Annotated in this window: 12 protein-coding genes; 6 read left to right on the top strand and 6 right to left on the bottom strand. The window is 73.1% G+C overall.

Features of this window, described 5'->3' with window-relative positions; all coding sequences use genetic code 11:
• Positions 1-33 precede the first annotated feature (33 nt).
• Positions 34-1377 carry a helix-turn-helix domain-containing protein gene (locus AB5J53_RS25035; RefSeq protein ID WP_369247895.1) on the bottom strand — a complete coding sequence of 448 codons (1344 nt, stop codon included), beginning with the start codon at positions 1375-1377 and terminating at the stop codon, positions 34-36.
• 418 nt (positions 1378-1795) lie between these two features.
• On the opposite strand from AB5J53_RS25035, the gene AB5J53_RS25030 reads away from it, so the two are divergent.
• A complete protein-coding gene (locus AB5J53_RS25030; RefSeq protein ID WP_369247894.1) occupies positions 1796-3040 on the top strand; it encodes an amidohydrolase in 1245 nt (414 codons plus the stop codon).
• A 3-nt stretch (positions 3041-3043) separates the two neighbouring features.
• On the opposite strand, the gene AB5J53_RS25025 is transcribed toward AB5J53_RS25030, so the two are convergent.
• The 3 genes from AB5J53_RS25025 to AB5J53_RS25015 form a co-directional block, all read right to left on the bottom strand.
• Complete coding sequence (locus AB5J53_RS25025; RefSeq protein WP_369247893.1) at positions 3044-4168, bottom strand: hypothetical protein; 1125 nt, start codon at positions 4166-4168, stop codon at positions 3044-3046.
• Between the two features lie 107 nt (positions 4169-4275).
• On the bottom strand, positions 4276-5442 hold the full coding sequence (locus tag AB5J53_RS25020) for a PP2C family protein-serine/threonine phosphatase (protein ID WP_369247892.1): 1167 nt from the start codon (positions 5440-5442) through the stop codon (positions 4276-4278).
• Positions 5443-5530: 88 nt separating this feature from the next.
• A complete protein-coding gene (locus AB5J53_RS25015) occupies positions 5531-6172 on the bottom strand; it encodes an NAD(P)-dependent oxidoreductase (RefSeq protein WP_369247891.1) in 642 nt (213 codons plus the stop codon).
• Between the two features lie 105 nt (positions 6173-6277).
• Here AB5J53_RS25015 and AB5J53_RS25010 point away from each other — a divergent pair, with 105 nt between their 5' ends.
• Positions 6278-6733 (top strand): hypothetical protein, encoded by a 456-nt coding sequence (locus tag AB5J53_RS25010; protein WP_369247890.1) that lies wholly within the window; start codon positions 6278-6280, stop codon positions 6731-6733.
• A gap of 238 nt (positions 6734-6971) precedes the next feature.
• Here the strand turns inward: AB5J53_RS25010 and AB5J53_RS25005 are convergent, their stop codons facing one another.
• Complete coding sequence (locus AB5J53_RS25005) at positions 6972-7292, bottom strand: hypothetical protein (protein WP_369247889.1); 321 nt, start codon at positions 7290-7292, stop codon at positions 6972-6974.
• A 219-nt stretch (positions 7293-7511) separates the two neighbouring features.
• On the opposite strand from AB5J53_RS25005, the gene AB5J53_RS25000 reads away from it, so the two are divergent.
• Positions 7512-8411 (top strand): hypothetical protein, encoded by a 900-nt coding sequence (locus AB5J53_RS25000; protein ID WP_369247888.1) that lies wholly within the window; start codon positions 7512-7514, stop codon positions 8409-8411.
• On the opposite strand, the gene AB5J53_RS24995 is transcribed toward AB5J53_RS25000, so the two are convergent.
• Positions 8326-9735, bottom strand: a complete 1410-nt coding sequence (locus AB5J53_RS24995; protein ID WP_369252446.1) for a PLP-dependent aminotransferase family protein — start codon at positions 9733-9735, stop codon at positions 8326-8328. The genes AB5J53_RS25000 and AB5J53_RS24995 overlap by 86 nt on opposite strands.
• A gap of 95 nt (positions 9736-9830) precedes the next feature.
• Here AB5J53_RS24995 and AB5J53_RS24990 point away from each other — a divergent pair, with 95 nt between their 5' ends.
• The 3 genes from AB5J53_RS24990 (at position 9831) to AB5J53_RS24980 (ending at position 13810) form a co-directional block, all read left to right on the top strand.
• On the top strand, positions 9831-10613 hold the full coding sequence (locus tag AB5J53_RS24990; RefSeq protein WP_369247887.1) for an alpha/beta fold hydrolase: 783 nt from the start codon (positions 9831-9833) through the stop codon (positions 10611-10613).
• Positions 10614-10798: 185 nt separating this feature from the next.
• Complete coding sequence (locus AB5J53_RS24985; RefSeq protein WP_369247886.1) at positions 10799-11806, top strand: endonuclease/exonuclease/phosphatase family protein; 1008 nt, start codon at positions 10799-10801, stop codon at positions 11804-11806.
• A 69-nt stretch (positions 11807-11875) separates the two neighbouring features.
• Positions 11876-13810, top strand: a complete 1935-nt coding sequence (locus AB5J53_RS24980; protein WP_369247885.1) for an FUSC family protein — start codon at positions 11876-11878, stop codon at positions 13808-13810.
• Positions 13811-13963 lie beyond the last annotated feature (153 nt).

The following is a 13963-nucleotide window of genomic DNA, read 5'->3' as shown; positions in this document are numbered from 1 at the left end:
CGACGGCCCGGCGCTCCGCCAGACCCCGCCGGCCTAGAGCGGCGGCTGCGCCGGAGCCGGGCCGAGGGTCGTGGTGCCGGGCGCGGTGCGGTGTCCGAGTCCGGTGCGGTAGGCGTCGAGTGCCGCCTCGACCCGGCCGGTACGCCGCAGCAGATCTCCGAGCAGCCGGCACAGGTCGGCCAGGTCCCCCGCTGCCCCGGCCCGCTCCAGCAGGCTCATCGCGCGCACGTAGTGCTCCTCGGCCGCCTCCGTGTCCCGGGCGTCCTCCGCGATGATCCCGAGGAGGCGGTGCGCCCCGGCCGAGTGCACGGCCCCCCGCTCGGGGCTGAGGTCCCCGAGCACCTCGTGCAGCAACGAGGCGGCTTCGTCGGACTTCCCGCGCCGGTGCAGCACATCCGCCAGCTCCACGGCGACCTGGCTGGTGTAGAGGGCGGCGCGCTTGGCGGAGAGCATGGCCTGTGCCTCGCGCAACTCGTCCTCGGCACGCTCCAGTTCACCGTTCTGGGCGTACAAGTACCCGCGCATCCAGTGACAGTTGGCGAGCTCGGTACGGATCTGGAGCTGACGATAGAGTTCGGCGGCCTTGGCGAGGGACACGTCGGCCTCGGCGATCCGCCCTTCGGCGATCATCGTCCGGGCCACCGAGCGGTGCATCCGGGCCACCAGCGCGGGGTCGCCGACCTGTGGCGCGAGGGCCAGCGCGAACTCGGCCGCCTGGGCGGCCCGGGCGTGCGCCCCCATGTCCATGTAGGGCGCTATGACCCCGGTGTAGAGCAGCAGCAGCGCATCCGGATCGTGCAGTCCTGTCCGATTGAGCTCGTCGAGCGTGGACTCGAACAGGTAGCAGGCGTAACGGAGTTCACCGGCGAGGTAGTGGGAGACGGCGCGTCCGCGCACGGCGGGAACGCGCTGCGGCAGCGGCGCGTCCCCCATCCTCCGCTCGGACTCCTCGAATCGCTCACGCGCCGTGGCCAGGTCGCCGGTCTCCAGGGCGCATTCGCCGAGCCCCAGCAGCGCGGCGGCCTGCTCGGCGGCCAGCCCGTGCGCGTCCGCCTCCGCGAGCAGCCCGGCGTACTGCTCCGCCGCGACCTCGGCCTCCCCGGTGGCGAGCGTGCGCTGCGCGTCGGTCAGCCGCAGCCGCAGGTCGGTGGCGAGGTGGGCGGGCCGTCCGGTGGCGAGCTCGTCGTACGCGACCCCGAGCCGCTCGGCGATGTGCCGCAGGGCGGGCTCGGAGGCCCGCACCCGCCCCGCCTCCAGCGTGGAGATGTACGCGGGCGTATACGCGGGCTCCGCCAACTGCTTCTGCGTCAACCCGCGTTCCGTACGCAGCTGTTGCACCCTGCGCCCGATGATCTCCGGGCCGTCACGCTCCGCCATGGGTTAAGCATGCCATTAAGTCGACTTACATTCAGTCGACTCCTGACCAATATCCAACTCCCCTTGTGCCTCTTGCCCTTTGACGCCGGAAGCCCCTACGTTAAGCGAAGGGTTAAGCATGCTTAATACGCCGCTGTTGTTGCGAGGTCGCTGTGCTCCGACGTATTCACGCGCGCTACTTCAGAGGGTTCAGTGCGGCCGTGATCGCCGTGGCCGCCCTGGTCACCGCGGCGAACGCGGGCCCGGCGAGGGCGGCGGAGCCGCACCCCGCCACACAGGCCCAGCACGTCGGCGGGTCCGCGGCCAACCCCTGACCTCCCCCTCGTGCCGGACTACCGGTGACGTGGTGGCAGGCTGCGTCGGCGGCGTGGTCTGCGCCGCCCTGTGCCGCATGTCTCTCCCCGCATACCCTGACCCCGTGACCTCTCCCGCCGCCCGCACCGCGCTGGACCTCACCGCCGACCTCCCGGTCCCCGCCCTGGAGGACTTCTACCGGGATCTGCACCGGCATCCCGAGCTGTCGCTGCGAGAACACCGCACGGCGGCCGCGTTCGCGGAGCGGCTGCGGAAGGCCGGGTACGAGACCGTCGACGGCGTGGGCGGTACGGGAGTCGTCGGCGTCCTGCGGAACGGGGACGGGCCCGCCGTCCTCCTGCGCGCCGACATGGACGCACTGCCCGTCGCCGAGGAGACCGGGCTGCCGTACGCCTCCGAGACCGCCGGAGTCATGCACGCCTGCGGTCACGATCTGCACGTCACCTGGCTGACCGGCGCCGCCGACGCGCTCGCGGCGGGCCGCGACACCTGGTCCGGCACGCTGGTCGTGGTCGGGCAGCCCGCCGAGGAGACGGGGGAGGGCGCGGCGCGGATGCTCGCGGACGGGCTGTACGAGCGCTTCCCGCGCCCGGACGTGCTGCTCGCCCAGCACGCGGCGCCGGGCCCGGCGGGACTGTACGCCCATGCGCCCGGACTGATCATGTCCGCCTCCACCGACATCGACATCGTCGTGCACGGGCGGGGCGGCCACGGTTCGCGGCCGGAGGCGACCGTCGACCCCGTGGTGACGGCGGCCTACCTCGTGACCCGGCTGCAGACGGTCGTCAGCCGGGAGATCGCGGCGCGCGAGTCGGCGGTGCTGAGCGTGGGCAGGATCGAGGCGGGCACCCGGCACAACATCATTCCGTCCGAGGCCCGCCTCGCCCTCAACCTCCGTACGCAGTCGGAGGATGTGCGGCAGCGCATGATCGCGGCGATCCGGCGTATCGCGGCCGGCGAGTGCCTGACGGCCGGTTGCCCGCGCGAGCCCGACGTCACCGTCGGCAGCAGCTTCCCGATGACCGTCAACGACCCCGACACCGACCGCCGTGTCGCCGCCGTGCACGCCGAGGTCTTCGGCGCCGGAACGATCCTCGACCCCGGTCCGGCGATGGGCAGCGAGGACTTCCCCCGGCTCGCGGAGGGTGGGCTGCCGTACTCCTACTGGTTCGTGACGAGCACTCCGGCCGACGTGTGGGACGCGGCTCCCGGTGGCGGCGACATCATGGAGAAGCTCGCGGCCGTGCCCAGCAACCACAGCCCGCACTTCGCCCCCGACCTGTCGACGGTCGCGCCGGGCGTGCGAACCCTGGTGTCGGGAGCGCTCGCCTCGCTGTCGCTGGGGTGAGCCTCAGGCCTGCGTCTGGAACTGCAGCCGGCGGAGTTGCTCCTGGACGTGGTCCAGCGCGCCCTGCCTGCGCCCGGGCACGCGCAGCCTCAAGTCCGCCAGCGCGGGCCCGAGTTCACGGGCCCGCGCCGCGTCGTCGATACGGCCCCACTGGTGGTGGGCGCGGTCCACGGCCGACTCCACGGCCGGGGAATCGGTGGCCTGCCCCGCGTTCAGGCGAGCGCCCGCGATCGCCAGCCAGGTACGGCAACTGCGCTCGGCGTCCCCCGCGAACATCGCCAGATCCGCCCGGACCTCCATCCAGTGCAGCACGGTCTCGGAGGCGGGACCGTACATCCGCAGCGCCTCCTGCTCCCGCTGCCCGGCCAGCGCGGCGGCCTCACCGTGGCGGCCCGCCTGGACGGCGGCGGAGATGGTCTCGTGCGGGTCCGCGGGGGCCGCGGGCGGCTGGGCCGGGACCGGCGGCGGTGCCACCACCGGCGGTGCGGCCACCATGGGCGTCCCGGGCGCCAGCACCATGTCCGTACGCGCCCCCTCGCCCGACACCCGTGTCAGCGCCTGCTGGTGCAGTTGCGGCAGCGGCGGGCGGTGACCGCTGCGGAGAATCGTGGCGACGGCTCGCATGTACGTCGGTGTCGCCACCGTACGGCGCGGCGGGGGCGGCGCGAGGCGGCCGTAGAGCGCGGCGGACGGGCCCGCGGTCAGCGGGCGGACGACGAGATGGTCCCAGGTCTCCGCGTCGGCGTGCAGGTCGACGAAGAGGGTGGTCGTGCCCGGTGGGCGCAGGCGGAGTTCCTCGGTGATCCAGTGCCAGGGAAAGGCGGTGTACCGGACCGTCGCCGGGGTGGTGCGGGCGAGGGCCAGGTGGGGCAGGTGCTGGCGGCGGTCCAGTTGGAGCTGGCCGGTCACGAACACCGTCAGCGGACCGGGCGCCGTCGCCGCCGCGCGCAGCCGGGTGAGAACCGCCTGCGGCTCCAGCGGGTCGGCCAGTTCCACGACGTTCGCGGTGTCGGTGCCCGACAGCACCGCGGGCGACACCGCCGCCAGTACGGGGAGCACGGACGCCGCGTCCACCAGACACCCCTTGCCCACCGGCGAGGCCGCGAGGAGCAGCACGGTTCCGGGCATAGGTTCCCTCCCCCATCGATCACGTACGGCAGCACCGTAACCGCTGCGCCTGCAAAGGGGGGACGGCAGGAGTGCAAACGCCGGCCCATGCCCGGACGTCTCGGGCACTACCGACGTCGTACGGCGAAAATGGTCGTGTCGTCGGCCAGGTGCCCGCCGCAGTGCCGCAGCGTGCCGTCGCGGACGAAGCGCACGAGCAGCTGGGGGTCGGCGGTGCGCGGGTCCTCCGCCAGGGCACCGGCGACGATGTCGCGGAGCGGGAAGAAGACTCCGTCGGCGTCACGGGCCTCCGTCACACCGTCGGTGACCAGCAGCAAGGTCTCGCCGGGGGCGAGCGCGACGCGGAGCACGGGCGGCGGGTCGGACGCCAACTCGCCGAGCCCGAGCGGCAGTCCGTCGCCGGGCGGCAGCGACCGTACGCCGTCGGGGGCGACCACGAGCGGCGGTTCGTGGCCGAAGTTGACGACCTCGATGGTGTCCGGGGCGTCCGGGGCGGCTGCCGGAAAGCCGATCAGGATTCCGGTGGCGAAGCGGTCCCTGTCGTCCCGGCCGAGCGCGACGGAGTAGCGCACATGCCGCAGCATCCGGATCTCCAGGCGGTCGGCGACCGTGCGGAGGAGGGCTTCGTGGTACGCCGCCTCGCGGAAGGTGCCCAGCAGCGCGGCCGCCGCCTCCACCGCGGCGAGCCCCTTGCCCTGGACGTCGCCGAGCAGGACGCGCGTGCCGTGCAGGCCCGGCTGGATGTCGTAGAAGTCGCCGCCGACCCGGGCCTCGCTGTCGGCGGAGAGGTACACGGCCGCGTGGTCCAGATCGCCCCAGCCCGGCGCCAGCGGGCGCAGCACGGCGCGCCGGGTGGTCTCGGCGATGTCCCGCATGTGCAGCATGCGCTGCTCACCGCGGACCCGGACCGCGCAGGCGAGCACCGCGAGGACGCCACCCATGGCGACGAGGATGAAGTCGGGCAGGCCCGTCTGGTACTGGTGCGGCCAGGACGTGTCCACGGTGATGTAGGTGAGCAGCGAGAGCACCGCGAACGCCGCCGTGCCCCACACCCCGCAGATCGCCGCCGCGATACCGGGCACCAGGACGATCCAGGAGATGATCCGGAACTCCCCTGCGGTGTTCCAGTCGAGCAGCGCAATGCAGGCGAGCAGCACGAGCGGCGGCACCCAGGCGACGCTGCGGCCGCGCACCCGCAGCGGCTGCTGCCGCTGGACGGCGTCCTCCCGCCCGCCGGGCGGCAGTTGGTCGAGTACGGATCTCCGGCCGGCCACCTCCCCGTACCACCTCGTCCTCGTGCTCGTCGTACTCGTCGTCCTCTTCGGCGCTCTTCGGCGCTCCTCAGCACGCGACCGGCAGCGGTCAGTACGCGACCGACATCCGGGCGCGCGGGTGGGCGTCCTTCTCCAGCTCGTCGACGAAGGCGATCGCGTAGTCCTCGGCGCTGATCCGGCTGTTGCCGTGGTCGTCGGTGAGCATCCGGTCGCCGCCGATACGGAACGTGCCCGTACGTTCACCGGGGCGGATCTCGGCGGCGGGCGAGATGTAGGTCCAGTCGACGCTCTCGTCGTCGAGGGCGCGGTAGTAGGCGAGGACGTCGCGATGGGCGAGGGCCTCCTGGAGGTAGGCCTCGGGGAAGCCGGGCTGGTCGAACGCCGCTTGGCCCGGCGCGATCTCCAGGCTGCCCGCACCGCCGACGATCATGAGCCGCCGCACTCCGGCCTGCCGGACGCCCTCGACCAGCGCCCTGTTGATGGCGAGGAACGGCTCGCGCGGGTCCGAGCCGTCGCGCGGCGGCACGCACGCCGAGGCCACCGCGTCCGCGCCCGCCGCCAGCTCGGCCACCTTCGCCGGGTCGGAGGCGTCCGCCGCCGTCGCCGTGACCCCGGGGATCGGGGACTGCCCGGACCGGCTCACCGCGGTGACCTGGTGTCCGCGCGCCGACGCCTCCGTGGCGATACGGGTCCCGACCATGCCGGTGGCACCGAAGAGAACGAGCTTCATGGGATTCAGCGAAACACGGGGCCAAAGCCGCCGCATCCCGACTTGCCAGGCGCCCTGGCGGGGTGTGCCCTGGAAGGCGGGGGGCGAGGAGAGAGGAGTGCTCCCATGGCTCATGCGGCACCGGCGTCACCCACCCCGCAGCTACCACGCATACCGACACCCAGCACACCCGATGTCTTCGACGAACGCACCCACACCATCGCCCACTGGGCGATACCCATCGTCGGCGGTCTCATCTACGGCTTCTGGGCCGCGGCCATCAACCGCAGCGGCGGCCCGATCACGGGCTGGAACGTCCTGTTCGGCTTCGTGTCCGCCATCGGGTTCGCGGCTCTCTACATCGGCGTACGCATGGTGGCGCCGCTGTTGAAGCGCGAACTGCACGCGGTGCTGTGGACGGCGTTCGCGGGCATCACGTTCGGGTTCCTGTACAGCCAGACCGGGGCGACCGTCCTGCGCTCCATTTTCATGGCACTGGGCGTCGCGGCGGGCGTGTTCGTGGTGGCCTTCTACCGCTACTACACGCACGAGGACGCGGAGGGGCACCCGGATCCGCGCTAGCGCACCCGATCCGCGCCGAGCGCGGCCGAGCGCCTCCACGCCGAGCGCGTTGCCGAGCGCCGAACGGCGCACGAGGCCCCGGCAGGCCGCCGGGGCCTCGTGCGTCTCCCTCACTCACCTACTGCCACCTGGGACCCAGTCCCAGGAGTCCGAGGAGGAGCCGTTCAGGTCCCGGCCGAACGAGCCGGAGACGCTGAAGCTCCAGGTTCCCGAGCCGGAGGAACTCCGGCCGGGGTCGTCACAGGGGTCGCCGTACCCGGACGAGTTGTTCCAGTCGCAGTGGTCGTTCCAGCTGGAGTCGTTCCTGTTGGAGTTGTCGTTGCGACCCCAGTCGTTCCAACCGGAGTCGTTCCGCGGGGGAGTTCGAGGTGGGCGAGGTGGGCTCCGACCTCAGGCGCAGGCCGCCCCTGGAGACGACGGTGCCCCATACCGGACCGCCCGAGCCGGCGCCACCGGAGATATGCGTCGACGAGGCCGCCGCCACGACGGTCGGCACCGTCGGAGCACAGCAGGTGAACTGGGCCGCGGCGAGGGTTCGCAGCGCCGGAGTGGTGCTCATATCGGCCTCCTCTCCCAGATCCAGGAAACACCCGTTCGGGTGACGGCTCCACCGGAGAGCCTCCCGGCCCCGTGGTTCCTGGGGTGTCGGACGCTGTGACGGCCGAGGTGGTGGCCGGGGTCCGGGTGAGTGAACCGCGGGCCCCGTTCGGCTTGTCATATGCACCCATTTGCAGTCGACCCGCTCGCGCGAAGCGGCCGGGAGGCCTTGCCTGGTGGAGTGTCCCAAGGTCTCCGGAGCGCTCTGTCGGCCGCACTGATCGTGCTCGCCTGCCTGCTCGCGCCGCTCGGCGCGCTGTCGACCTGGGCGATGTACGGGCTCGGGGACCCCGTGCGGTACGAGGCCACGATGGCGCCGCTCGCCGCCGACACCGACGTACGCGACGCGATCGCGGCCGGGGTCACGGACGGGATCCTGCGCGAAGTCCACGTACGGCCGCGGCTGCAGGGGCCGGTGAACCACTACGTGCGGGACGCGGTGCGCTCGTTCACCGAGACCGAGGCGTACCGCACGGCGTGGCAGGCCGCGAACATGGCCGCGCACGACGCCGTGATGCGGGCGCTGCGCGAGGACCGCGAGGGGGCGGTGACCGTCGACCTCGCGCCGGTCACCGAGCAGGTGAAGCGTCAACTCGCTGATGACCACACGCCGTTGGCGAACCGGATCCCCGTCGAGCACACCGAGATCACCGTGCTCGAAGCCGAGGACATGGCCCAGCTCCGGAAGGGGTTCCACGTGCTCGAAGTCGCCGGTATCTGGCTGCCGGTCGCCGCGGTCGTCTTCGCCCTCGCGGGCATCCTTCTGGCGGTGTGCCGCCGCCGGGCGGTGTTCGCGACCGGGCTCGGCACCGCGTTGGGCGCCGCGCTGCTCGGCGGCGGAATCGCCCTGGGGCGCCGGCTCACCCTCGCCGATCTGCCGCCCGACGTGTCGCCCACGGCCGCGGGCGCGGTGTACGACGCGCTCACGGACACCCTGCGGCTCGTCTCCTGGGGACTGCTGGCGCTGGGCCTCGCCGTGGCCCTGGCCGCCGCGCTCACGGGCGCGTACGCGCGATACCGGCGAGCGTCCGCAGCGCCTGAGCAAGCTCCTGCGGAGCAGTCGTCGCGAGTCCGAGCCTGACGCAGTCCGATGTGGGGGCCGAGCTCGGGGCGGGGGCGCTTGCCGGCGCCGACAGAATGCCGCTCTCTTCGGGACGGGGGCCCCTGGCGGCACGCATGCCCACAGCTACGGAAGTGAAGGCCGAACCCGGGGTGATGGCTATCCCCCTCTTCGCGGCCGCCGCCGTGAACGTGTCCGCCCGCCATGGCGAAGGCAGCTCCCACCAGGCGTAATACCCGTGCGGGTCGGAGTGCACGGTGTGTTCGCCGAGGTGCTCGGCGACCAGACGCTGCCGACGCGCCGCGTCCTGCCGCTTGGCGCGGACCAGGTGTTCCACCGTGCCGTCGCCGATCCAGCGCACCGCCGCCTCCAGCGCGAACCGGCTCGCGGTCCACGCGCCCGAGCGGAGGGCCGCCGCCACCTGCTCCACCCGCTCCTCGGGGGCGACGAGGAAACCCACCGTCAGGCCCGGTGCGACGCGCTTGGAGAGGCCGTCGACGACGTACGTGCGCTCGGGGGCGTACGCGCCGAGTGGGTCGAGGGCCCCCTCGTGGAGGAAGGACCAGATGCGGTCCTCGACGACCGGGAGGTCCAAGTCCGTGACGACGGCGGCCAGTTGGCGCCTCCGTCGATCCCCCATCGTCACCGACGTCGGATTGTGCAGGGTCGGCTGGACGTACACGGCGGAGAGCGGTGCCGAGCGGTGGGCGGCCGCGACCGCTTCCGGGCGGAGCCCCTCCGCGTCCATGGGCAGCGGGACGAGCGTGATGCCCAGACGCGTCGCGATCTCCTTGACCAGGGGATACGTGAGGGACTCGATGCCGACGCGGCCGCCCGGTCGTACGAGGGAGGCGAACGCGGCCGCGATGGCCTGGCGGGCGTTGCCCGCGAAGGCCAGCCGGGACGGGGCGGGGCGCCAGCCCGGGGTGGCGAGGAGGCCGGCGGCGGCCTCGCGAGCGGCGGCCGTGCCGGTGGCGGGAGCGGTGCGCAGGGACTCCGTGAGGACGTCGGGACGCAGCAGCGGGGCCAGGGCGGGGGCGAGGAGCTCCGACTGGCCCGGCGCGGAGGGGTAGTTGAGCTCCAGGTTGACCGGGGCCGTGGTCGCCGGTTCGGCGAGTGCGTGGCCCGAGGCGGGCGGCGCGGCCCGGACGAACGTGCCGCGCCCGACCTCACCGACGACCAGTCCGCGCCGTACCAGCTCGCCGTACACCCGCCCGGCCGTCGACCCGGCGATCCCGCGGCGCCGGGCGAACACCCGTTGCGGGGGCAGCCGTTCACCGGGCTTGAGCCGTCCGGCGGCGATGTCGTCAGCGATCCTGTCGGCGATCCGCCGGTAGTCCTCCATCACGTGAGCCCCCTGTTCCGCGCCCCGGAACAGGATTGCACCGAGGGCAATGATCTTATTGCACCGAGGAGTTGGGCGAGCCTAGGGTCGTGGCCATGGCTCCCTTCCTCGCGTACGAGGACCAGGGGGGCGCCGGCTCGACGGCGCCGCCCCTCGTCCTGATCCACGGCCACCCCTTCGACCACACCATGTGGGCTCCGCAGATCGCCGCGTTCTCGTCGGGGCGCCGGGTGATCGCCCCGGACCTGCGCGGTTACGGCGCGTCCCCCGTGGTCCCCGGGGTCACCCCCCTCTCCACCTTCGCCGAGGACATCGCGGCGCTGCTGGACGAGCTGGGTGTGGCGGAGTTCGTCCTGGCCGGGCTCTCCATGGGCGGCCAGATCGTCATGGAGTGCTACCGGCAGTTCCCGGAACGGATCCGGGGACTGGTCCTCGCCGACACCTTCCCGGCCGCCGAGACGCCCGAGGGCAAGAAGACACGCAACGACATGGCCGACCGTCTCCTGCGCGAGGGCATGCGCGGATACGCCGACGAGGTGCTGCACAAGATGGTCGCGCCGTACGCGGACGCGCGGGTCGCGGCCCACGTGCACCGCATGATGACCTCGACGCCCCCCGAGGGAGCGGCGGCCGCCCTGCGAGGCCGGGCGGAACGCCCCGACTACCGCGAGCTGCTGACCCGGGTCACCGTCCCGGCCCTGGTCGTGGTGGGCGCCGACGACGAGTACACCCCGGTCTCCGACGCGCGGGCGATGCACTCGGCGCTTCCCGACTCCACGCTCCACGTGATCGAGTCGGCGGCACACATGCCGAACCTGGAGCGTGCGGAGGAGTTCAACGAGGTGCTGGCGGCTTTCCTGGCGCGGCTCGAGAACTGACCTCACCGCGGCTCGAAAACTGATCCGCCGCGGCTCGAGAACCGACCTCGCCGCGGCTCGAGCACTGACCCCGCCGCGGTCGGGAATCGACCCGCGCGACCTCCAGGGGGCAACCCTCCACCGCACCATCCCGTCTTTGAGGGAGGATTCGGGCACCCCCCGACGAACGAACGGAAGGCCGGGACTTGGACACTGCGGCGGCCGAGTGGACGGGCTCGGAAAGACCGGTCGGCGGGCAGCGGGCCGGGCGGGTGGCCGGAGTCTGGGTGGCGGGGTTGCTGCTGGCCGGCGTGAGTGTGGTCGTCGGGTGCCGGGCGGCCGACAGCGACGGGATCACGCCCGTGCCGCAGTTGCTGGCGTTTCTGCCGTGGCTGCTCGCGCCCACCGGGCTCGCACTGCTGCTCGCGCTGCTCGCGCGATGGCGGGTCGGGATGGTGTGGGCGGTGCTGTTGCTGGGGGCCGTCGCGTGGTTCATCGAGCCGTACGGGAAGACCAGTGAACCCGGTGGGGCTTCGCTGGCCGAGCTGCGGGTGATGACCTCGAACGTGGAGTTCGGGCGGGGGACCGGCGCGCTGATTCCCGTGGTGCGACGGGAGAAGCCCGACATCCTGTTCGTGGAAGAGTGCGAGTACGGGTGTTCGCGGGCGTTGCGGGACGCCTTCGGGGGAAGCGACGGGGTCTATCCGTACCGGGAGGCCGTCGAGGGGGCCGGATCCGACGGGTCCGTCATCATGAGCCGGTTCCCGCTCACCGGGGCCGACGGCGTGCGCGGGACCATGGGCATGCCGGGAGCCGTCGCCGACGTGCGCGGGCACGACGTACGGCTGCAGCTCGCGCATCCGATGCCGCCGCTCCCCGGCCAGCTCGGCGTCTGGCGGCGCGAACTGGGCGAGTTGCGCGACTACGCGGCGCACGGCGGTGGCCCCACCGTCATCGCCGGGGACTTCAACGCCTCCCAGGACCACGCCGCGTTCCGCCGCATCCTCGACACCGGCCTGCGCGACAGCGCCCGCCTCGCCGGGGACCCCCGCACCCCGAGCTGGCCCGCGAGGACCACCCCGGCGCTCGGCGCGCAGATCGATCACGTCCTCGTCTCCGCGGACTTCTCGGCGAACGAGGCGACGTTCCCGCGCATCACCGGCACCGACCACCGCGCCCTCGTCGTCGATCTCACCCTCCACCAGCGCGAATAGGCGGGAACGGGCCGGGAGCGCCCGGCCGGACGAGCCGGGGCTGCCCTGTATGACAGCCATACTTGGGGCATGTCCAGAGAGTTCCCCATCGGCCTCACCCCTCCCGACTGGCTGGTCAGGAACCTCCAACCGCAGCAGGCGTCCGTCAACTGGGCCGCCGTCGCCCGCGCCGCGATCGCCCTGGCCCTCCCGTTCGCCATCGGCCTCGCCGTGGGACAGCCGAGCTACGGAGCGCTCGCCTCCATGGGCGCCCTGTCCGGGGTCATCGGCGACACCGCGGACGCCTACCGCCTGCGGATCCTCAACATCGCCGTACCGCAGCTCTTCGGCGCGATCGGCGTCACGATCGGCTCGCTCGTGTTCGGGCACGGCTGGGTCGCCGTCGCCGCCGTCACCGGGGTCGCGCTGGTCTCCGGGATGATCTCGACGATCGGTGCCGTGGCCTCCGTGTCCGGACTGCTGCTGCTCCTGAACTGCTCGATCGGCGCCGGACTTCCGCTGCCGGGCGAGTGGTGGCTGGCGCCCCTGCTGATGTCCGGCGGCGGGCTCCTCGTCCTCGCACTGGCACTCCTCGCCTGGCCGTTGCGGTCGGGGGTGCCGGAGCGGGCCGCCGTCGCGAGCACGTACCGCTCGGTCGCGGACCTGCTCGCCGCGAGCGGGACCGACGCCTACGACGACCGCCGCCTCACCGTCACCCAGTCCCTCAACCAGGCGTACGACGTCGTCCTCGCCCGGCGCGCCTTCCACCACGGTCGCAGCCCCGACCTCGTCCGGGTGCTCGCCCAGTTGAACGCCGTCACGCCCGTCGTCGAGGCCGCCCCCGCCGCCCACCAGTACGGCAGGCCGCTGCCCGCCGAGATCCCCGCCGCCGTACGCCATCTCGCCGAGGCCGTGGAGACCGGCTACACCGGACCGATAGGACTCCGACTGCCCGCCCCGACCAGCGAGACCGCGCGCGCCGTCGACCACGCCCTGCGCCATGCCGCCGACGTCGTGACCGCCCGGGCGCCGGACGCCCACCCCGTCGACGACCGCCTCGGCCGGCCCGCCGCCCTTCGCATCCGCGCCGCGCGCGCCGCCCGCAACGTGCTGCTGTCCGGCGCCTCCTGGCGCTACGGACTGCGCCTCGCCCTGTGCATCGGCCTCGCCCAGGTGCTGGTCTCGATCATCGCGGTGCCGCGCTCGTACTGGGTCACGCTCACCATCACCTTCGTGATGAAGCCCGACTTCGGTTCGGTCTTCTCCCGGGCGCTGCTGCGCGCGCTGGGCACGGTGGCCGGGCTCGTCGTCGCGGCCGGGGTCCTCGCTGTCGTACCGCGCGGCTGGTGGGACGTACCCGTCCTGCTCGTCCTCGGGCCGCTCATCCCGGCGTTCACCCCGCGCGGCTACGGCTACCAGACCGCCGCCATCACCCCGGTGATCCTCCTCCTCTCCGACGTCCTCAACCACCAGGGCACGGCCCTCCTCGTCCCCCGCCTGGTCGACTCCCTGATGGGGTGCGCGATCGCGCTCGTCGCCGGGTACCTGCTGTGGCCGGAGAGCTGGCACACCCGGGTCGGCGAGCGGCTCGCGGACGCGGTCGCGGACACGGCCGGCTATGTGGAGGTGGCGTTCGGGGCCGACGTCGATCCGGCCGCCCGCGCCCGCAGACGACGACGGCTCTACCGCGACCTCTCCGCCATCCGTGCGGAGTTCCAGCGCGCCCTGACCGAACCGCCGCCGATCGGGCGCCGCGCCGCCGCCTGGTCGCCACTCGTCGTCGCCGTCGAACGGATGGTGGACGCCACGACCGCGGCCCGGGTCCGTGTCAAACAGGGCGCGCTCCAGCCGTCCGCCGCCGAGGTCGCCCACGTCGTCCTCCAGCTAAGGGAGTTGTCCGAGGGGCTGCGCGAGACCGACGTGCTCGTCGCCGTCCGTACGGATCTCACCGGGCCCTCGGGCTCCGTGCTCGAACCGCTCCGCCAGGAGGTCGCGGCGGCGCGGGCGATCGCTTCACCGCACTGACGGGACGTTCGTCCCATCGCTCCGAGGGGACGTCCGTCCCGCTGCGCCGAGGGACCAGAGTCCGCTTCACGCATCCGCGGTGCCGTATGCGGCGGTCTCCGAGTGAGCCGGTACGGGGATGGGGGCGCCCTTCGAGTCGAAGGGCGCCCCCAT

The organism is Streptomyces sp. R41 (assembly GCF_041053055.1).
Lineage (GTDB): Bacteria > Actinomycetota > Actinomycetes > Streptomycetales > Streptomycetaceae > Streptomyces.
Note: the sequence above shows the minus strand (reverse complement) of the source record. Positions and strands in the feature narration are given on the sequence as shown.